Here is a 21,726-nt window from a genome sequence, read left to right on the forward strand (position 1 = left end):
GAGACCGCGAAGTCCTCGGTGGTCTCGCCGAAGTTCCAGCCGGCCCGGAAGGCGGCCACGTTCGCCTCGGCGATCTCCGGCTTCTTCGCGAACTTGGTCCGCAGGAAGGCCTCCGTGCCCTCCGTCGGGCGGTGGTACATCCACGACAGCAGACCCAACGCGAACATGTTCTTGCTGCGCTCGGCCTCCTTGCGCGACAGCCCGAAGTCCTTCAGCGCCTCCACCGTCAAGGTGGTGAGCGGGACCGGGTGCACGCGGTAGGCGTCCAGCGAGCCGTCCTCCAGCGGGGAGGTCGCGTAGCCGACCTTGGCCATCGGGCGTTTGGTGAACTCGTCGGTGTTGACGATGATCTCCGCGCCGCGCGGGACGTCCGCGATGTTCGCCTTCAGCGCCGCCGGGTTCATCGCCACCAGGACGTCCGGGGCGTCGCCCGGGGTCAGGATGTCGTGATCGGCGAAGTGCAGTTGGAAGGAGGACACGCCCGGGAGGGTTCCGGCGGGGGCACGGATCTCGGCGGGGAAGTTGGGGAGGGTCGAGAGGTCGTTGCCGAAGGAGGCCGTCTCCGAAGTGAAACGGTCACCCGTCAGCTGCATGCCGTCGCCCGAGTCACCCGCGAAACGGATGATCACACGGTCGAGGCGGCGGACTTCCTTCTCGCCGGCCGGGGGAATGGCAGTCTCGGTCATCACTCAGGCCTTGATCTCGCAGATGGTGGCACCGGAGGTGAGGGACGCGCCGACTTCGGCCTTGAGGCCGACGATGGTGCCGGAGCGGTGTGCGTTGAGGGGCTGTTCCATCTTCATGGCCTCGAGAACGACGATCAGGTCGCCCTCGTCGACCTGCTGGCCGTCCTCGACGGCGATCTTGACGATGGTTCCCTGCATCGGGGAGGCGAGGGTGTCGCCGGAGGGGGCCTTGACGCTCTTGTTGCCGCGGCGCTTGATCTTGGTCGCGGTACCGCCGCCCGTGGAGGCCGCGCCCCGGGTCAATGTCGTCCCCAGAGATGCGGGCAGCGAGACTTCCAGGCGGCGGCCACCGACCTCGACCACCAGCGATTCGCGTCCCTCTTCCGCCTCGGGATCCTCGCCCGGCACCGCGTTGAAGGCTTTGATGTCGTTGACGAACTCGGTTTCGATCCAGCGGGTGTGGACCGTGAAGGGGCCTTCCGCGGGGGCGAAGGCGGGGTCGGTGACGACGGCGCGGTGGAAGGGGAGGGCGGTGGCCATGCCCTCGATCTCGAACTCGGCGAGTGCGCGGGCGGCGCGTTGGAGGGCCTGTTCGCGGGTGGCGCCGGTGACGATCAGCTTGGCGAGGAGGGAGTCCCAGGCGGGGCCGATGACGGAGCCGGACTCGACGCCCGCGTCGAGGCGGACGCCGGGGCCGGAGGGGGGTGCGAAGCGGGTGACGGTGCCGGGGGCGGGCAGGAAGCCGCGGCCGGGGTCCTCGCCGTTGATGCGGAACTCGAAGGAGTGCCCGCGCAGTACCGGGTCGTCGTAGCCGAGTGCCTCGCCGTCGGCGATGCGGAACATCTCCCGCACGAGGTCGAGGCCGGAGACCTCCTCGGTGACGGGGTGTTCGACCTGGAGGCGGGTGTTGACCTCCAGGAAGGAGATCAGGCCGTCGGCGGAGACCAGGAACTCCACGGTGCCGGCGCCGACGTAGCCGGCTTCCTTCAGGATGGCCTTGGAGGCGGCGTACAGCTCGGCGTTCTGGGCGTCCGTCAGGAACGGGGCCGGGGCCTCCTCGACCAGCTTCTGGTGGCGGCGCTGGAGCGAGCAGTCGCGGGTGGAGACGACGACGACGTTGCCGTGGGTGTCGGCCAGGCACTGGGTCTCGACGTGGCGGGGCTTGTCGAGGTAGCGCTCGACGAAGCACTCGCCGCGTCCGAACGCGGCGACGGCCTCGCGGACGGCGGAGTCGTACAGCTCGGGGACCTCTTCGAGGGTGCGGGCGACCTTCAGGCCGCGACCGCCGCCACCGAACGCGGCCTTGATCGCGATCGGGAGGCCGTGTTCCCTCGCGAAGGCCACGACCTCCTCGGACCCGGAGACCGGGTCGGGGGTGCCGGCGACCAGCGGGGCGCCGGCGCGTTGGGCGATGTGACGGGCGGCGACCTTGTCGCCGAGGTCACGGATGGCCTGCGGCGGCGGCCCGATCCACGTCAGACCCGCGTCCAGGACGGCTTGGGCGAAGTCGGCGTTCTCCGACAGGAAGCCGTACCCGGGATGGATCGCGTCCGCGCCGGAGTCCGCCGCCGCCTGCAAAACCATCGCGATGTCCAAATAGCTGGCGGCCGGGGTGTCACCACCCAACGCGAACGCCTCATCCGCCACACGCACATGCAGAGCGTCCCGATCCGGATCCGCGTAGACAGCCACACTCCCGATACCCGCATCCCGGCAAGCCCGAGCAACGCGGACAGCGATCTCGCCGCGGTTCGCAATCAGCACCTTACGCACGAACGCTCTCCTCAACTTCGGTGACAGTTCGAACCATCGACGGTCGAAAACGTAGCCCCGGCTCCTCGCCGGCGGCCCACCGGCAGGTAATCACCGCACGAGGACCGCCAGAGAACGCCTGGTGACCGAGTTGTGGTCGGGTGGCCGCGCCCCGGGTTCTCCCGCGGTTCTCGTGCCGCGGCTCTGCTCCGGCGCTCTTCTCCGGTTCTTCTCTCGTGTCTCATGGAGGTATGCGGTCATGACCGATGTGTCCCGTCGGGTGCTCATGAAAGGCGCGGCGCTGACCGGCGGCGCTCTGGCGGTGCCCACGATGGGTGTCGTGGCGGCCGCGGGAACCGCCGAGGCGGCCGTCGTCGAAGGCACCGGGGAGGCCGCCGCCCGCGCGGCCGTCCCCGCCCCGATCACCGTCACCCGCACCGACCCGCGCTACCGCGGCCTCATATCGGGCTCCAACCAGCGCTGGGTCGGCTCCCCCGACTACGTCCGGCTCGTCGGCTCCGCCGACCAGGTCGTCAGCGCGGTACAGGAGGCCGTCGACCGGAAACTCAAGGTCGTGGTCCGCAGCGGCGGCCACTGCGACGAGGACTTCACGACCAACCCCGAGGTCCGGGTCGTCATCGACATGGCCGGGCTGGGCTCCATCGCGTACGACCCGCGGATGCGTGCCATCTCCGTCGAGCCGGGCGCCCTGCTGGGCACCGTCTACCGCACCCTCTACAAGCGCTGGGGCGTCGTCCTGCCCGGCGGCACCTGCCCGACCGTCGGCGCCGGCGGACACATCAGCGGCGGCGGCTACGGCGCGCTGTCGCGTTCGCGCGGACTGACCGTGGACCACCTGTACGCCGTCGAGGTCGTCCACGTCGACCAGAACGGACGGGCCCGCAAGGTGGTCGCGACCCGTGAGGCGAACGACCCGAACCGCGAGCTGTGGTGGGCCCACACCGGGGGCGGCGGCGGGAACTTCGGGATCGTCACCAAGTACTGGCTGCGCTCCCCGGGCGCCACCGGCGACGACCCGACGAAGCTGCTGCCCAAGGCGCCCTCCGAGGTGATCCTGTCGGACGTCAGCTGGTCCTGGGAGGACCTGGACGAGGCGAGCTTCACCCGGCTCGTGCACAACTTCAACGTCTGGCACGAGAACAACTCGGGCCCCGACGCCCCGGGCCGCTTCCTCTACAGCCAGTTCAAGGCGATGCACAAGGCGGCCGGCTACTTCCGGATGAGCACCCAGATCGACGCGGCGGCGCCGGACGCCGATCAGGTGCTCGACGGGTTCCTCGCGGCCGTCTCCGAGGGCACCGGGGTCCGCTACACCGTCGGCGACCGCTACCGGGCGCCGTGGCTGTACGCGGTCACCGAGTGGTCGGGCTTCGTCGAGGCCGCCGTGCCGCGCTGGAAGTCCAAGTCGGCGTACGTCCGCAAGGCGATGCCGCAGGACCAGCTCAAGGCGATGTACCGGCAGCTGACCCGCACCGACTACCCGGGCCCGTACGGGATGATCGCCCTCGTCAGCTTCGGCGGCCGGATCAACGACACGGGGAGCGCGGACACCGCGACCGCCCAGCGGGACTCCGTCGCCAAGATGCTCTACTGCAGCCTCTGGACGAACCCGGCGGACGACGCGGTCCACCAGAACTGGGTGCGCGAGGCCTACGCGGACGTGTACGCGAGCACCGGCGGCGTGCCCCGCCCGGGTGGGGTCAACGACGGCTGCTACATCAACTACGCGGACGCCGACATCGCCGATCCGACGCTCAACACCTCGGGCGTCCCCTGGCACCGGCTCTACTTCAAGGACAACTACCCGCGCCTCCAGCGGGCCAAGGCGAAGTGGGACCCGCGGGACGTCTTCTCGCACCGCCTCGGCATCCGCCTGCCGTAACGATTCCCCACAAGCGATTCCCCACACCGCGGCACCGCGCCCCTCACACCGCGCGCGGCGCCGCACCCAAGGGGAGAGCCCCGCCGGCCTCGGGCCGGCGGGGCTCTCTCGTGGCCGCCCCGTCACGGGGCCGCCGGGAAGTGGCCTTCCTCGACGAAGAAGCCGACGTACTTCTCGAACAGCTCCTTCGTCAGCACGGGGATCTCGACGCCGGTCCCGGCCAGGGCCGCCGCCGTCTCGGTGGTGTCGATCGGCGGGTAGAAGCCGTCGGTGTCGGACGTCATCATCTCGAAGGCGTCCAACAGCGGCAGGAGCGCGTTGTCGCCCGCCTTCACCGTGGTGTTCCAGTTGTCCCAGCTCACCTCGTCGAGTTCGTAGCCGAGGCCGCGCAGGAACTCGGCGCACCGGGTCAGGGCCAGGGAACTCTGGTTGAAGAGGTGGAAGGTACGGCCGACCGCACCGGGCTGCCGCGAGATGCCGGTGATCGCCGCGCTGACGTAGTCGACCGGCAGCAGGTGGAAGCGGCCCTCGGTGCCCTTGGGGATGCTCCGGGACTGGACCAGCCCCTTCAGCGTCAGCCACACGAAGTCGGCGGTCTGGCAGGCGCCGTTGACCTGGTCGCCGGAGATCACGTCGACGCGGTAGACCGAGACCGGCAGGCCCCGGTCCCGGGCCAGCCCGATGATCTGCTCCGCGACCCACTTGGAGCGCAGGTACCCGCTCGCGAGGGCCTCGGCCGGCCCGGTCGGGTCGGTCACCTTCAGCGGGACGCCGGGCTCGCGCACCCCGTTGAAGACACCGACGGTGGAGACGTAGTGCACCGGGACGGTGCGGTGGCGCGCCGCGAGCCGCAGCACCTCCTCCGTGCCCGTCACGTTCGAGGCCTTGAGGGTCTCGTACGGGTGCAGCCAGTGCACCCGGGCGCCGTTGTGGTAGACCACGTCGACGGTGCGGGCGAGGGCGTCGAACGCCTCCTCGGTCAGGCCGAGCCGCGGCTCGGCCAGGTCGCCGAGGACGATCGACAGCCGGTCCTCGTCGATCTCGTCCCACACCCGGTACCAGCGGGCGTTGGCCTTCAGCCGCTCCAGGGCCGAGGCCTCGTCCTCGCCGCGGACCAGGCAGCGCACCCGGCCCGTGGTGGCGCGCATCAGGTCCCGCAGCAGGAACGCGCCGAGGAAGCCGCTGGCTCCCGTCAGCAGGATCTCCTTCGGGTCCACGGCGGTCCGTACGACCTCCTGCGCGGGCCGGATGTCGTCGGCGAGCCGGATCTCCGCCGCGTAGTCCGTTCCCTTGCGGCCGGCGGTACCGCTGGCGACCTCGCCGTGCAGGAACGCGGCGAGCGCGAGCGGCGTCGGGTGGTCGAAGACCAGCGTGGGCGGCAGCTTGAGGCCGGTGGCGGTGCCCAACTGGTTGCGCAGCTCGACCGAGGTGAGCGAGTCGAAGCCCAGCGCCGAGAACGGCTGCCCGGTGTCGATCGCCGAGGTGTCGGAGTGCCCGAGGACCGCCGAGACCTGCGCGAGGACGACCTCCAGCACCGCCCGCGACTGCTCCTCGGCCGTCAGCCCGGCCAGCCGGTCCGCCAGGGTCTCTGCGGTGACCTCGGTGTTCTGGGCGGTCCGGCGGGCCGGCGTGCGGACCAGCTTGCTCAGCAGCACCGGCACCTGGACCTGCTCCCGCAGGGTCGCGAGGTCCATCGGGGTGGCGACCAGCGCCGCGTGCCCGGTCTCCAACGCGATGTCCAACAGGGCGGGGCCCTGCTCGGACTCCACGGGGCGGAAGCCGCTGCGGGCGATGCGCTGGAGGTCGGCTTGGTCGAGGTGACCGGTCATGCCGCTGGTCTGCGACCACAGGCCCCAGGCCAGCGAGGTCGCGGCGAGGCCCCGGGCCTTGCGGTGCTGGGCGAGGCCGTCGAGGAAGTGGTTCGCGGCCGAGTACGTGGACTGGCCGGGGCCGCCGACGACCGCCGCGATCGACGAGAAGAGCACGAAGGCGGACAGGTCCAGGTCCTTCGTCAGCTCGTGCAGGTTCCACGAGGCGTCGACCTTGGGTCGCAGTACGGCCGAGAGCCGCTCCGGGGTCTGCGATCCGATCAGCCCGTCGTCCAGGACGCCGGCGGTGTGCAGGACGCCGGTCAGCGGGTGCGCGCGCGGGACGTCCGCCAGTACGGCGGCCAGCGCCTCCCGGTCGGCGACGTCGCAGGCCGCGATGGTCACCCGGGCGCCGAGCGAGGTCAGTTCGGCCGCGAGGGCGCCCGCCCCCTCGGCGGCGAGACCGCGCCGGCTGGTGAGCAGCAGGTTCCGCACGCCGTGCTCGACGACCAGGTGCCGGGCGAACAGGGCGCCGAGACTGCCGGTGCCACCGGTGATCAGGACGGTGCCGTCGGGGTTCCACCCACCGGTGCGGCCCGCGGCCGACTCGGAGATCCGGCCCAGGCGCGGTATCAGCACCTGTCCGGCGCGGACGGCCGACTGCGGTTCCCCGGAGGCGACCACCGAGGCCAGTACCGCGAACGGGTCGGCGGCGGGGTCGTCCAGGTCGAGGTCGTGGTCGACGAGCACGATCCGGCCGGGGTTCTCGGACTGCGCGGAGCGCAGCAGGCCCCACACGGTGGCCGCGCCCAGGTCGGTGACGTCCTCGTCGCGGGCGGCCACGCCGCCGCGGGTGAGGACCACCAGTCGGGTGTCGGTGAGGCGTTCCTCGGCAAGCCAGTTCTGTACGAGGGCCAGCGCGTTCCTGGCCGCCGTGTGCACGTCGGCGGCCCGGTCCCCGGTGTCGGGGGTCTCCTGGCGGGCCAGGACGACGTCGACGCGTTCGCCCGCGCCGATGACCCGGGCGGCCCGGGCCACGTCGGTGAACCGGCGGTCCCCGAAGCCGTCCTTGCCCAGGGTCGCCCAGTGCGTGGTGTCCCCGGTGGCGACGACCGGGTAGGGCGCCCAGTCGACGTGGAAGAGGGAGTCGCGCCGGCGGGCCAGGGCGTTGGAGACCTCGCCGACGGCGATGGCCCGGCAGGCGACCGACGCGACCCGGGCGACGGGCTGTCCGCTCTGGTCGGCGAGCTGGACGACCAGCGCGTCGTCGGCGTCGAGGGAGAGCCGTACGCGGAGCTTGGAGGCGCCGGTCGCGTACAGCCGGACGCCCTTCCAGTCGGTGGAGATCCAGACGGCGCCCTCGGGGACGGTGCCGTAGCTCGCGAGGCAGGAGGCCGCCAGCGCGACTTCGAGGAGGGCCGGGTGCAGACCGAAGCCGGCCTGGCTGGTGCGGCTGCCGTCGGGCAGGCTGACCTCGGCGTACACCTCGTCGTCGCGGCGCCAGACGGCGTCCAGGCCCCGGTAGACCGGGCCGTAGACGTAGCCCTGGGTGGCGAGCTTCTCGTACGCGTCGTGCAGCGGGACCTCCTCGGCGTCGGCGGGCGGCCACTCGGTGAGGGCGAACGGCTCGTCGGCGCCCTGGAAGCTGAGGTGACCGCGGGCGTTGAGGGTCCACGGCACGTCGGCGTTGTCGGGCCGCGAGTAGATCGCCAGCTCGCGCCGGCCGCCGCCGGCGGCGGAGCCCACGCTGACCTGGAGGTGGATGCCGCCCTTCTCGGGAAGGGCCAGCGGGCCGAGGATCGACAGGTCGTCGAGGACGGTGCTGCCCAGCTCGTCGCCGGCGCGGATCGCCATCTCGATCAGCGCGGTCGCCGGCACCAGGATCTGGCCCAGGACGATGTGGTCCGCGAGCCAGGGGTGGGTGCGCAGCGAGAGCCGGCTGGTGAACAGGACCTGGTCGGAGCCGGCGATGGTGACCGCGGCGCCGAGCAGCGGGTGGTCCGCCGATTCGAGGCCCAGGTCGGAGGCGTCGGCCACGATCCCGCTGGTCTCGACCCAGTACCGCTCGTGCTGGAAGGCGTACGTCGGCAGGTCGGCGCGGCGGGCGCCCGTGCCGGCGAAGAACTCCCGCCACCCGACGGGAACGCCCGCCGTGTGGAGCCGGCCGAGGCCGCCGACGAGGGTCTCGGCGTCGGGGCGGCCCCGACGCAGCAGCGGTACGGCCGTCGCGTCGGTGAGGGTGTCGCGGACCAGTCCGGCCAGGACGGCGTCGGGGCCGATCTCGACGAAGGTCGTCGCACCGAACTGCTCCATGGTGCGGACCGCGTCGGTGAACCGGACGGCGCCGCGGACCTGGTCGGTCCAGTAGCCGGGGGTGCGCAGGTCGTCCCCGGTGGCGAGCTTGCCGGTGAGGGTGGAGATGACGGGCAGTTGCGGCTTGTTGTAGGTGAGGGTGGCCGCGACCTTCCGGAACTCCTCCAGCATGCCGTTCATGTGGGGGGAGTGGAAGGCGTGCGAGACCGTCAGGCGCTTGGTCTTGCGGCCCAGTTCGGCGAGGTTTCCGGCGACCTTGAGGGCGGCTTCCTCGTCGCCGGAGACGACGACGGAGGTCGGGCCGTTGACGGCGGCGATCGACAGCCGGTCCTCCAGGCCTTCGAGGAGCGGCAGGACCTCCGCCTCCGTGGCCTGGACGGCGATCATGGCGCCGCCGGTGGGCAGCGCCTGCATCAACCTCGCCCGGGCGACCACCAGCTTCGCGGTGTCCGCGAGGTCGAGGACGCCCGCGATGTGGGCGGCCGTCAACTCGCCGATGGAGTGCCCCGCGAGGTGGTCGGGGGTGATCCCCCAGGACTCGACGAGGCGGTACAGGGCCACCTCGACGGCGAACAGGGCCGGCTGGGTGTAGCCCGTCTCGTCCAGGTCCGTGCCCGAGGCGATGACCTCGCGGATCGGCCGGTCCAGGTGCTTGTCCAGCTCGGCGGCGACCGCGTCGAAGGCCTCGGCGTACACGGGGAAGTGCGCGTACAGCTCCTCGCCCATCCCGGCACGCTGCGCGCCCTGCCCGGTGAAGACGAACGCCGTGTGGCCGCCCGCCTTCGCGCCCCGCACCACGCTCGCGTCCGGTGCGCCGGCGGCCAGCGAGCGCAGGCCCTCCAGCAGCGCGTCCCGGTCGGCGCCGACGACCACCGCGCGCTGCTCCAGCGCCGCGCGGCCCGTGGCCAGCGAGTACGCCACGTCCAGCGGGGAAGGGCCGGCGTCGGCCTCCACCAGCTCCAGCAGGCGCCGGGCCTGGTCGGCGAGCGCGTCGGGGGTCTTCGCACCCAGCGTCCACGGCAGGAAGGGGAGCGCGCGGACGGGCGCGTCGCCGGCCGGCCGCGGCTCGTCGGAGGCCTCCTCGGTCGGCGGCTCCTCCAGGATGACGTGGGCGTTGGTGCCACTGACGCCGAACGCGGAGACGCCGGCGCGGCGCGGTGCGCCGCCGGCGGGCCACGGACGGGCCTCGGTCAGCAGGGAGACGGCGCCCGCGTCCCAGTCGACCATCGGGGTCGGCTCGTCGATGTTCAGGGACTTGGGCAGGACCCCGTGCCGCATCGCCATGATCATCTTGATGACGCCGCCCGCGCCGGCCGCCGCGACGCTGTGCCCGATGTTCGACTTCAACGAGCCCAGGTGCAGCGGCCGGTCCGCCGGGCGGTTCTGCCCGTACGTGGCCAGCAGCGCCTGCGCCTCGATCGGGTCGCCGAGCCGGGTCCCGGTGCCGTGCGCCTCCACCGCGTCCACGTCGGCCGCGAACAGCTTCGCGGCGGCCAACGCCTGGTGGATGACCCGCTCCTGGGAGGGGCCGTTGGGGGCGGTCAGCCCATTGGAGGCGCCGTCCTGGTTGACGGCGCTGCCGCGGATCACGGCGAGGACCTCGTGGCCGTTGCGCCGGGCGTCCGACAGCTTCTCGACGAGCAGCAGACCGACCCCCTCCGACCAGGCCGTCCCGTCGGCCGCCGCGGCGAACGACTTGATCCGGCCGTCCTCGGCCAGCCCGTTCTGCCGCGAGAAGTCGACGAACCCGCTCGGGTTGCCCGACACCGTCGAACCGCCCGCCAGCGCCATGGACGACTCGCCCTTGCGGACCGACTGCACCGCCAGGTGCAGCGCCACCAGCGAGGAGGAGCACGCCGTGTCCACGGACACGGCCGGGCCCTCGAAACCGAAGGAGTACGCGATGCGGCCCGAGGCGACGGCGCTCAACTTGCTCGTCATCAGGTAGCCCTCGAGCTCCTCGGGGCCCTCCAGCCCCAGGTAGCTCTGCTCCACCACGCCCGCGAACACGCCGACCGGGGTGCCCCGCAGCGAGGTCGGGTCGATGCCCGCCTGCTCGAAGGTCTCCCACGCGGTCTCCAACAGCACCCGCTGCTGCGGATCCATGGCGAGCGCCTCACGGGGCGAGATCCCGAAGAAGCCGGGGTCGAAGAGGGCCGCGCCCGCAAGGAACCCGCCCTTCTTCGTGTACGACTTTCCGGGCTTGCCGCGCTCCGGGTCGTACAGGGCGTCGATGTCCCAGCCGCGGTCCTCGGGCCAGTCGGTGATCCCGTCGGCCTCGTCCATGACCAGCTTCCACAGGGTCTCCGCAGAGGTCACCCCGCCCGGGAAACGGCAGGCCATGCCGACGATGGCGACCGGCTCGTCCTGGCCGGCCTCCAGTTCCGCGACCCGCTGCCTCGTCTTCTGAAGGTCGGTGGTCACCCACTTGAGGTAGTCGACCATCTTCTGTTCTTTGGAAACAGCCTGGTCCGTGGACGCTGCCGGTTCGTTGGACTTGGTCTCATTGGACATGCGAAATCAACTTCTCCTCAGAGCTGCGTACGTCGGGACCATCAGTTCGCGGAACGGCCGAGCTGGTTGTCGATGAAGTCGAAGAGGTCGTCCGCGGAAGCGGATTCGATCGTGCTCGTCAGGTCCGGGCCCGCGGCCGTTCCCGTCGCCTCGCTCAGCCGGGACAGGATCGCCTGGAGCCGTACAGAGACCGTGGAGCGCGCCTGGACGTCCTCCAGGAGGGCGGTCAGGTTCGCCTCCACCCGGTCGAGGTCCGCCATCACGGGCGCCGACGCGTCGCCGGCGCCGTCGGGCGCCACCTCGCCGAGCACGTGCTCCGCGAGGGCGGTGGGCGTCGGGTGGTCGAAGACCACCGTGGCCGACAGCCTGACCCCCGTCGCCGCACCCAGACGGTTGCGCAGCTCCACCGCCGTCATCGAGTCGAAGCCCATCTCCTGGAACGCCCGGTCGGCCTGCACCGAGTCCTGGCCCGAGTGCCCCAGCACCGTGGCCACTTCACCGCGTACGAGGTCCAGCACCATCTGGTGCCGCTCCAGCGCCGACAACCCGGCCAGCCGGGTCGCGAGGAGCTCCACGGAGCCCGTGCCGGACTGGGCCGCGCGCCGGTTCGCCACCCGCACCAGGGACCGGAACACCGGCGGCACCAGGCCGTGCGCCCGCATCGCGGACAGGTCGACCGGGAGCACCACGACCGCCGGACCGCCGCCGGCCGCGGCCGCGTCGAAGAGACCACCACCCTCCTGCGGGGTGACCGGCCGGAAGCCCTCGCGGCCGAACCGCTTCAGGTCGTTCTCGTCCAGGCCCGCGTTGATTCCGTGACTCAGGTCCCACAGGCCCCAGGCCAGTGAGGTCGCCGGTAGCCCGAGCGCCCGACGGTGCGCGGCCAGACCGTCCAGGAAGGCGTTGGCCGCCGCGTAGTTGGACTGACCAGGGCCACCGATGACACCGACGCTGGAGGAGAACAACACGAAGGCCGACAGCCCCAGGTCCCGCGTCAACTCGTGCAGATGCCAGGCCGCGTCCGCCTTCGGACGCAGCACGGCCGCCAGACTGTCCGGCCCGAGCGCCGCCACCAGACCGTTGTCGAGGACACCCGCGGCATGCACCACGCCCCGCAGCGGATGTTCCGTCGGGATCGCCGCCAGGGCCGCGGCCAGCGCGTCCCGGTCGGAGACGTCCACGCGGGACAGCGTCACCCGGGCGCCGAGCGCCCCGAGTTCGGCCCGCAGCTCCGCCGCGCCCGCGGCGTCCGCACCACTGCGGCTGACCAGCAGCAGGTTCCGCACGCCGTGCTCGGCGACCAGGTGCCGGGCGAACAGCGCGCCCAGCGCCCCGGTACCACCGGTGATCAGCACGGTGCCCTCCGGACCCCACGGGGTCGGCGCACCCTCGCTCTCGGGAACCACGCGGCGCAACCTCGGCAGCAGCACCTCGCCGCCGCGCAGCGCCGCCTGCGGCTCGCCCGAGGCGAGTACGGCGGACAGGGCGTCCACCGGCACCGCGCCGGCGTCCGCGTGGTCGACGTCGACCAGCACGATCCTGTCCGGTGCCTCGGCCTGCGCGGAACGCAGCAGCCCCCACACGGTGGCCGACCCCGGCTCGGGAACCCCCTCCGAACCGGTGTCGACCGCGCCCCGGGTGAGGACCACCAGACGGGTCGCCTCCAACCGGTCGTCGGCCAGCCAGTCCTGTGCCAGCGACAGGGCCTGCCGCGCCGCCGCATGGGCCGCGCCCACCACGTCACCCGAGGTGTCCGGCGCGATCCGGGCCACCACCGCGTCCACGGCGGCCCCGGCCTCGGCGGCCTTGCCGACCGCCGCCACCTCCTCGAAGGACGGCCCGTCGAAACCGCCCTCGGCGGCTCCGAGGACGCCCCAGCGGACCCGGCTGCCCGGCTCGGGCAGCGCGGTGGCCGACCAGTCCACCCGGAACAGCGGCAGGTTGCCGCCGGCGCGCACGGTGAACTCCTCGTCCGGCACGTCCCGGAACACGAGCCGCTCGATCGTGGCGACGGGCTGCTCCTCCGCGTCCGAGAGCCGTACGGTCACGGCCCCCTCCGCGTCCCCGTCGAGCGGGGCGATCCGCACCCGCACCGCGGTCGCGCCGGTCGCGTGCAGCCGGACCCCCTGCCACCGGGCCGGGACCCTCGTCGAACCGGCCGCGCCGGCGCCGCCGGCCCCGGCGAGCGCGGCCTCCAACAGCGCCGGGTGCAGCTCGTAGGCGGCAGCGTCGGGCAGCAGTTCCTCGGGCAGCCGGACCTCGACGGCCTCACCGCCCACCGCGGCGGGCACCTGCTGCCCGCCGGTGGTCTCGAAGGCGCCGTGCGCATGGGCCGTCCAACCGGCCTCGGCCTCGTCACCGCGCGTGTGGACCGTGAAGGGACGCCGCCCGGCCTCGTCCACCGGGCCCACGCCCAACTGGAGTTGGAGGGCGCCCTGTACGGGCAGCACCACCGGGGTGTTCGACTCCAGCTCGGCGAGCCCGGCCAGCCCCAGTTCGTCGCTCGCCCGGACCGCCAACTCCACCAACGCGGAGGACGGCAGCACGGCCGATTCGAACACGGCGTGCTCGGCCAGCCACGGGTGCGAGCGCACCGAGAGCCGGCTGGTGAACAGCACCTGGTCGGCGCCGGCGATGGTGACGGCCGCCCCGAGCAACGGGTGCCCGGTCGGGTTCAGGCCGTACCCGGCGTCGACCGCCGCACCCGATCCCTTCAACCAGAACGCCTCGTGCTGGAAGGCGTACGTCGGCAGGCCCGTCCGCTCGGCGCCCGTACCGGCGAAGTAGGCCCCCCAGTCGACGCGGACGCCGCGGCTGTGCAGCCGGCCCACGCCCGCGACGAGGGTCTCCGCGTCGGGGCGACCCCGCCGCAGCAGCGGCACGGCAACCGCGTCCGTCACGATGTTCTGCGCCAGGGCGGTGAGGACGGCGTCGGGGCCGATTTCGGTGAAGGTGGTGGTGCCGAGGGTTTCGAGGGTGGCGACGGCGTCGGTGAAGCGGACGGCGCCGCGGACCTGGTCGGTCCAGTAGTCGGGGGTGCGCAGGTCGTCGCCGGTGGCGAGTTTGCCGGTGAGGGTGGAGACGATGGGGATGCGGGGTTCGTGGTAGGTGAGAGCTGCCGCGACCTTTCGGAACTCTTCCAGCATTCCGTCCATGTGGGGGGAGTGGAAGGCGTGGGAGACGGTGAGCCGCTTGGTCTTGCGGCCCTGCGCGGCGAGTCGGGAAGCCACCTCCAGCGCCGCGTCTTCGTCGCCGGAGACGACCACTGATGTGGGGCCGTTGATGGCGGCGATGGCGAGGCGGTCGTGGAGGTTTTCGAGGTGGGGGAGTATCTCGGCTTCGGTGGCTTGGAGGGCGATCATGGCGCCGCCGGTGGGGAGGGCCTGCATGAGTCGTGCGCGGGCGGCGACGAGTGTGGCGGCGTCGGGGAGGGTGAGGATTCCGGCGATGTGTGCGGCGGTGAGTTCGCCGATGGAGTGGCCGGCGAGGTGGTCGGGCCTCAGGCCCCAGGATTCGAGGAGTCGGTGGAGGGCGACTTCGAGGGCGAACAGGGCGGGTTGGGTGTTGCCGGTGTCGTCCAGGTCCGTGCCCGAGGCGATGACCTCGCGGATCGGCCGGTCCAGGTGCTGGTCGAGTTCGGCGGCGACGGCGTCGAAGGCGGTGGCGTAGGCGGGGAAGGCGGCGTACAGCTCCTCGCCCATCCCGGCGCGCTGCGCGCCCTGACCCGTGAACAGGAACGCCGACTTCCCGCCGATCCGGCTGTCACGTACGACACCCGGCGCCGATCCGCCCGAAGCGAGCGCCCGCAGGCCCTCCACCAGGGCCTCCCGGTCCGTGCCGATGACCACCGCCCGGTGCTCGAACAGCGAGCGATCGCCCGCCAGCGAGGCACCGACGTCGATCGGGTCGATGTGGATCGGGTCGATGTCGATCGGGTTGTTGTCGATCGGGTTGATGTCCGCGCCGGCTCCGGAGAACAGCTCCAGCAACCGCCGGGCCTGGTCCGTCACGGCCTGCGCCGTCTTGCCGGACAGGGTCCACGGCACCACCGGAAGCGGTGACCGGTCCCCGTCGGCGGCCGGGGGCTCGGGCCGGGCCGCGGGCTGTTCGATGATGACGTGCGCGTTGGTGCCGCTGATGCCGAAGGAGGAGACGGCCGCACGGCGCGGACGCTCGTACGTCTGCCACTCCCGGGCCTCGGTGAGCAGCTCGACCGCGCCCGCCTCCCAGTCGACGTGCCCGGACGGCGCGTCCACGTGCAGGGTCTTGGGCAGCACCTCGTGGCGCATGGCCTCGATCATCTTGATGACGCTGCCGACGCCGGCCGCGGCCTGGCTGTGCCCGATGTTCGACTTCAGCGAGCCGAGGTACAGCGGTCGCTCCTCCGGACGCCCCTGGCCGTAGGTGGCCAGCAGCGCCTGCGCCTCGATCGGGTCGCCCAGGGTGGTGCCCGTGCCGTGCGCCTCGACCACGTCCACATCGGCCGTGGTCAAACCGGCGTTGGCCAACGCCTGGCGGATGACCCGCTCCTGGGAGGGCCCGTTGGGGGCGGTCAGACCGTTGGAGGCACCGTCCTGGTTGATGGCGGAGCCCCGGATGACCGCGAGCACGGTGTGCCCGTTGCGTTCGGCGTCGGAGAGCCGCTCCACGAGCAGCAGACCGACGCCCTCGCTCCAGCCGGTGCCGTCGGCGCCGGCGGCGAAGGGCTTGCAACGCCCGTCGGGAGACAGCCCGCGCTGGCGGGAGAACTCCACGTACGAGGTGGGGCTGGACATCACGGTGACACCACCGGCGAGCGCGAGGTCGCACTCCCCGGAGCGCAGCGCGTTCGCGGCCATGTGCATGGCCACCAGCGAGGAGGAGCAGGCCGTGTCGACGGTGACCGCCGGGCCCTCCAGCCCCAGCGTGTACGAAACCCGGCCCGAGGCCACGCTGCCCGCGTTGCCGCTGGCCAGGTAGCCCTCCAGGTCCTCCGGGATCGTCGTGAGCGCCGACCCGTAGTCGTGGTACATCACACCGGCGAACACGCCCGTGCGGCTGCCGCGCAGCGAGGCCGGGACGATGCCCGCGTTCTCCACGGTCTCCCAGGCGGTCTCCAACAGCAGCCGCTGCTGCGGGTCGGTGGCCAGCGCCTCGCGCGGGGACATCCCGAAGAACTCCGGGTCGAACAGGTCCGCGTCGTGCAGGAAGCCACCGCCCCGGGCGTACGTGGTACCCGTGTGATCGGGGTCCGGGTGGTACAGGTTCTCCAGGTCCCAGCCCCGGTTGACAGGGAACTCGGTGATCGCGTCCGCGCCCCGCGCGACCAGCCGCCACAGGTCCGCGGGCGAGGAGACCCCGCCCGGGTAGCGGCAGGCCATGCCGACGATCGCGATCGGCTCCGGCGCGCCGCCCGAACCGGCCGGCACCGTGGCGGCCACGGCGGCGGGGGCGTTCTCACGGTCCCCGAACAGCTCGGCCGACAGGTGCGCGGCCAGGGCCGCCGGGTTCGGGTAGTCGAAGACGAGGGTGCTGGGCAGCCGCATGCCGGTGGCCGCGTTGAGCTGGTTGCGGAGCTCGACGGCGGTCAGTGAGTCGAAGCCCAGTTCCTGGAAGGCGCGTTCGGCGTCGATGCCGCTGTGGTCGGCGTGTCCGAGCACCCCGGCGACCCTCGCCCGGACCAGGTCGATCAGCGCCTGGTCCCGTTCGGTCGCGGAGAGCGCGCCCAGCCGGTCGGCCAACGAGGACTCGCCCGCCGCCCGGGCCGCGGCCTTGCGCGGGGCGGCCGTGACCAGGCCCCGGAACAGCGGGTGCGGGCCGTCGGTCTGCTTGCGCAGCGCGGCGGTGTTCAGCCGGGTCACCGCGAGGATCGCCTCGCCGGTGCCGGGGGCCGCGTCGAAGAGGTCCATCGCGTCGGCGGAGGACAGCGGCAGCAGACCGGTGCGCTCGATGCGCCTGAGGTCGGCCTCTTCCAGTGAGCCGCTGATGGTGCTGGCCTGGGCCCACAGGCCCCAGGCCAGTGAGGTGGCCGGGAGGTTGTTGGCCTGGCGGTACTGGGCGAGGGCGTCGAGGAAGGTGTTGCCGGCCGCGTAGTTGGCCTGGCCGGCGTTGCCGATCAGGCCCGCGATGGAGGAGTAGAGGACGAAGGCCGACAGGTCCAGGTCCTTGGTGAGGTCGTGGAGGTTCCAGGCCGCGTCGACCTTCGGCGCCAGCACCTTCCCCAGCCGCTCGGGGGTGAGCGAGGAGAGCAGACCGTCGTCCAGCACACCGGCCGTGTGGATCACCCCGGTGAGCGGCTGCTCGGCGGGGATCGCCGCCAGCACGCCTGCCAGGGCCTCCCGGTCGGCGACATCACAGGCGGCCACGGTGACCTCGGCGCCGAGCCCGGTCAGTTCGGCCGTCAACTCGGCCGCGCCCGCCGCCTCGGTACCGCGTCGGCTGAGGAGCAGCAGGTGCCGTGCGCCGTGTTCGGTGACCAGGTGTCGGGCCAGTACGCCGCCCAGCGCGCCGGTCGCGCCGGTGATCAGGGTGGTGCCCCGGTCCCAACGCGGTGTGATCGCCTGCGCGTCCTGACTCGTACGGGCCAGGCGCGGCACGAACAGCCGCTCGCCGCGCACCGCGAGCTGCGGCTCGCCCGAGGCCAGGGCGGCGGCCGGCAGGGTGTCGCCGTCCAGGTCCACCAGGACGATCCGCCCCGGGTTCTCGCTCTGCGCCACGCGCAGCAGACCCCACACACCCGCGTGCGTCAGATCGGTGACGGGCTCGCCGGCGGTGGCGACGGCGCCCCGGGTGACCACCACCAGCGTGGTGTCGGCGAACCGCTCGTCGGCCGTCCAGGACTGGACCGTCGCGAGCGCCTCCCGCACCGCGCGGTGCGTGGCGGCCGGCACGTCGGTGTCGACGCCGCCGGCCGGCAGCGCGAGGACGAGCGTGCCCGGCACGGGTTCGGCCGCCGCGACCGAGGCGAGGTCGGCGTACCGGCGGGCGCCCTCGACGGTGAGGTCGCCGATCACGGCCCAGCCCGAGGTGTCCACCGTCGGGCGCGCCGCGGGCAGCGTGTTCCAGGCGACCCGGAACAGCCCGTCGCGGGCCGTGGAGTTCGCCTCGCGCAGTGCCTCCTTCGACAGCGGGCGCAGCAGCAGCGACTCGACGGTCGCCACCGGGGCGCCCGTCCCGTCGGCCACCGTCAGCGAGGCCACCTCGGGACCGGTGAGCGTCAACCGCACCCGCAGCGCGGCGGCGCCCGTGGCGTGCACGCTCACCCCGGACCAGGAGAACGGCAGCAGCGCCACCCGCTCGTCGTCCACCACACCCGGCAGCAGCGGGTGCAGCGCCGAGTCCAGCAGCGCCGGGTGCAGCAGGAACCGTCCGGCGTCGGCCCGCCGCGCGTCCGGCAGGGCCAGCTCGGCGAAGATCTCCCCGTCGCCCTTCCAGACGCGGCGCAGCCCCTGGAAGGCGGGGCCGTACGCGTAGTCCTGGGCGGCGAGGCGCTCGTACACCCCGTCCAGGGTGACCTCGGTCGCGCCGGCCGGCGGCCACACCGACAGGGCCTCGCCGCCGGTGTCGGCGGCGGGGGCCAGGACGCCCCTGGCGTTCAGGGTCCACGGTCGGGCCTCGGCGGGCTCCTCGCCGTCGGGACGCGAGTACACGTCCACACCGCGGCGACCCGAGCCGTCCGCGTCCGCGACCACGAGCTGAACCTGCACCCCGCCGTGCTCGGGCAGCACCAGCGGGGCCGACAGGGTCAGTTCCTCCACCTGCGGGGTGCCGAGTCGGCCTCCCGCCAGGACGGCCAGTTCCACGAAGGCGGTGCCCGGCAGCAGGACGCTGCCGAGGACGGCGTGGTCCCCCAGCCAGGGGTGGGAGCGCAGTGACAACCGGCTGGTGAAGAGGGTCTGCTCCCCGTCGGCGAGGTCCAGGCTCGCCCCGAGGATGGGGTGGTCGGTCGGGCTCAGACCGAGCCCCGACGCGTCGGCGGCGGCCTCGACGGCGTCGAGCCAGTACCGCTCGCGCTGGAAGGCGTACGTCGGCAGGTCGAGGGCGGAGTCGAGCCGGCCGCCGAAGTACGCGGACCAGTCGACCCGACCGCCTCGCGCGTACACCTGGCCCACGGCCGAGGCCAGTTGCGGGGCCTCGGGGCGGCCCGCCCGCAGGGTGGCCGCGGCCACCGCGGCGTCGGGGTCCTCGACGGCTCCCGTCACCAGGGCGGTGAGGACGGCGTCGGGGCCGATTTCGGTGAAGGTGGTGGTGCCGAGGGTTTCGAGGGTGGCGACGGCGTCGGTGAAGCGGACGGCGCCTCGGACCTGGTCGGTCCAGTAGTCGGGGGTGCGCAGGTCGTCGCCGGTGGCAAGTTTGCCGGTGAGGGTGGAGACGATGGGGATGCGGGGTTCGTGGTAGGTGAGAGCTGCCGCGACCGCCTTGAACTCCTTGAGCATTCCGTTCATGTGGGGGGAGTGGAAGGCGTGGGAGACGGTGAGCCGCTTGGTTTTGCGGCCCTGCGTCTCGAACCGCTCCGCGAGGTGCAGCGCCGCGTCTTCGTCGCCGGAGACGACCACTGATGTGGGGCCGTTGATGGCGGCGATGGCGAGGCGGTCGTGGAGGTTTTCGAGGTGGGGGAGTATCTCGGCTTCGGTGGCTTGGAGGGCGATCATGGCGCCGCCGGTGGGGAGGGCCTGCATGAGTCGTGCGCGGGCGGCGACGAGTGTGGCGGCGTCGGGGAGGGTGAGGATTCCGGCGATGTGTGCGGCGGTGAGTTCGCCGATGGAGTGGCCGGCGAGGTGGTCGGGCCTCAGGCCCCAGGATTCGAGGAGTCGGTGGAGGGCGACTTCGAGGGCGAAGAGGGCGGGTTGGGTGTTGCCGGTGTCGTCCAGGCCGTCGCCGGTGGCGATGACCTCGCGGATCGGCCGGTCCAGGTGCTGGTCGAGTTCGGCGGCGACGGCGTCGAAGGCGGTGGCGTAGGCGGGGAAGGCGGCGTACAGCTCCTCGCCCATCCCGGCGCGCTGCGCGCCCTGACCCGTGAACAGGAACGCCGACTTCCCGGCGGACTTCGCACCCCGCACCAGCCCCGGGGCCGAGCCGTCCTCGGCCAGCGCCCGCAGACCCCGTACCAGCTCCTCACGGTCGACGCCCGCGACCACCGCCCGGTGCTCGAACGCCGCCCGCCCGCCGACCAGCGCCCGACCCAGCTCGGCCGGATCGAGGTCCCCGTGCGCCTCCACGTACGCCAGCAGCCGCTCCGCCTGCCCGGTCACGGCCCGAGCCGACTTGCCGGACAGCACCCAGGGCACCACCGGCACCACCGGCGGGGCCGGCTGTGGCTCGGTGTCCGCCGCCTCCGGGGCGGGCGGGGCCTGCTCGACGACCACGTGCGCGTTGGTCCCGCCGAACCCGAAGGAGGACACGCCGGCCCGGCGCGGAGCACCGGTCTCGGGCCACTCCCGGGCCTCGTGGAGCAGTGCGACCGCGCCCGCCTCCCAGTCGATCCGGGTCGAGGGCTCCTGCGCGTGCAGGGTCTTGGGCAGTACCCCGTGCCGGATCGCCTGGACCATCTTGATGATGCCGCCGACGCCGGCCGCGGCCTGGCTGTGCCCGATGTTCGACTTCAGGGAGCCGAGGTACAGCGGGCGGTCCTCCGGCCGGTCCTGCCCGTAGGTGGCCAGCAGGGCCTGCGCCTCGATCGGGTCGCCGAGCGAGGTGCCGGTGCCGTGCGCCTCGACCACGTCCACGTCGGCCGTGGTCAAACCGGCGTTGGCCAACGCCTGGAGGATGACCCGCTCCTGGGACGGCCCGTTCGGCGCGGTCAGGCCGTTCGACGCGCCGTCCTGGTTGACGGCCGTGCCGCGGATCACCGCGAGCACGGGGTGCCCGTTGCGCCGCGCGTCGGAGAGCCGCTCCACGAGCAGCAGGCCCACGCCCTCGGCCCAGCCGGTGCCGTCCGCGTGCTCCGAGAAGGACTTGCAGCGGCCGTCGGCGGACAGACCGCGCAGCCGGGAGAACTCGATGAACGCGGTGGGCGTCGACATCACGGCCGCGCCGCCGGCGAGCGCGAGGTCGCACTCGCCGGAGCGCAGCGCGTTCGCGGCCATGTGCATGGCCACCAGCGAGGAGGAGCAGGCCGTGTCGACGGTGACCGTCGGCCCCTCCAGCCCGAAGGTGTAGGCCAGCCGGCCCGAGGCGATGCTGCCCGCGCTGCCGCTGAACAGGTACCCCTCGTTGCCCTCGGCGGGCAGCCCGGCCCGCGAGCCGTAGTCGTTGTACATCAGGCCCGTGAACACGCCCGTACGGCTGCCCCGCAGCGAGGCCGGGTCGATCCCGGCCCGCTCGAAGGCCTCCCAGGTGGTCTCCAGCAGCAGCCGCTGCTGGGGGTCCACGGCGAGCGCCTCGCGCGGGGACATTCCGAAGAACTCGGGGTCGAACCGGTCGGCCTCGTGCAGGAAACCGCCCTCGGCGGTGTACGAGGTGCCCGCCGCGTCGGGGTCGGTGTCGTACAACCCCTCCAGGTCCCAGCCGCGGTTGACGGGGAACCCGCCCACCGCGTCGACCCCGTCGGTAACCAGCTTCCAGAGGTCATCGGGGGTGGCGACCCCGCCGGGGTACCGGCACGCCATCCCGACGATCGCGACGGGCTCCTGCGCCTTGTCCTCGACCTCGCGCAGACGCTTCTTCGCGTCCCGGGCATCGGCGATGGCCCGCTTGAGGTACTCCCGGAGTTCTTGCTCGTTCGCCACGTGATCTCAGCTCCCCGACGTGATGTGGCTGGGTGATGAATTTC

The 21,726-nt window shown here is 72.8% G+C and carries 4 protein-coding genes and 1 pseudogene; 1 reads left to right on the forward strand and 4 read right to left on the reverse strand.

From position 1 onward, the window contains the following. Together ACFYW3_RS24410 and ACFYW3_RS24415 are read right to left on the reverse strand one after the other, a co-directional pair. Window positions 1–686, reverse strand: a 686-nt coding sequence (locus ACFYW3_RS24410) for a 2-oxoacid:acceptor oxidoreductase family protein (protein WP_389387322.1), incomplete at its 3' end; no start/stop codon positions are given. A gap of 3 nt (window positions 687–689) precedes the next feature. Beyond that, window positions 690–2,459 carry an acetyl/propionyl/methylcrotonyl-CoA carboxylase subunit alpha gene (locus tag ACFYW3_RS24415; RefSeq protein ID WP_389387323.1) on the reverse strand — a complete coding sequence of 590 codons (1,770 nt, stop codon included), beginning with the start codon at window positions 2,457–2,459 and terminating at the stop codon, window positions 690–692. A 238-nt stretch (window positions 2,460–2,697) separates the two neighbouring features. Between ACFYW3_RS24415 and ACFYW3_RS24420 the strand changes: the two genes are divergently transcribed. Next, window positions 2,698–4,341: an FAD-binding oxidoreductase gene (locus tag ACFYW3_RS24420; RefSeq protein ID WP_389387324.1), complete on the forward strand. Its 1,644-nt coding sequence runs from the start codon at window positions 2,698–2,700 to the stop codon at window positions 4,339–4,341. 122 nt (window positions 4,342–4,463) lie between these two features. Here the strand turns inward: ACFYW3_RS24420 and ACFYW3_RS24425 are convergent, their stop codons facing one another. Continuing rightward, window positions 4,464–10,976, reverse strand: coding sequence for a type I polyketide synthase (locus tag ACFYW3_RS24425; RefSeq protein WP_389387325.1), 6,513 nt, complete (start codon window positions 10,974–10,976; stop codon window positions 4,464–4,466). A 41-nt stretch (window positions 10,977–11,017) separates the two neighbouring features. Next, window positions 11,018–21,679, reverse strand: a pseudogene (locus ACFYW3_RS24430) (SDR family NAD(P)-dependent oxidoreductase); the annotation flags it as partial. Between the last annotated feature and the right edge of the window lie 47 nt (window positions 21,680–21,726).

It is taken from the genome of Streptomyces sp. NPDC002602 (assembly GCF_042889445.1).
Classification (GTDB): Bacteria; Actinomycetota; Actinomycetes; order Streptomycetales; family Streptomycetaceae; genus Streptomyces.

Coding starts and splice junctions, on each gene's coding strand:
- ACFYW3_RS24420 (WP_389387324.1), top strand. CDS start 2,698: ATGACCGATGTGTCCCGTCGGGTGCTCATGAAAGGCGCGGCGCTGACC.
- ACFYW3_RS24425 (WP_389387325.1), bottom strand. CDS start 10,976: ATGTCCAATGAGACCAAGTCCAACGAACCGGCAGCGTCCACGGACCAG.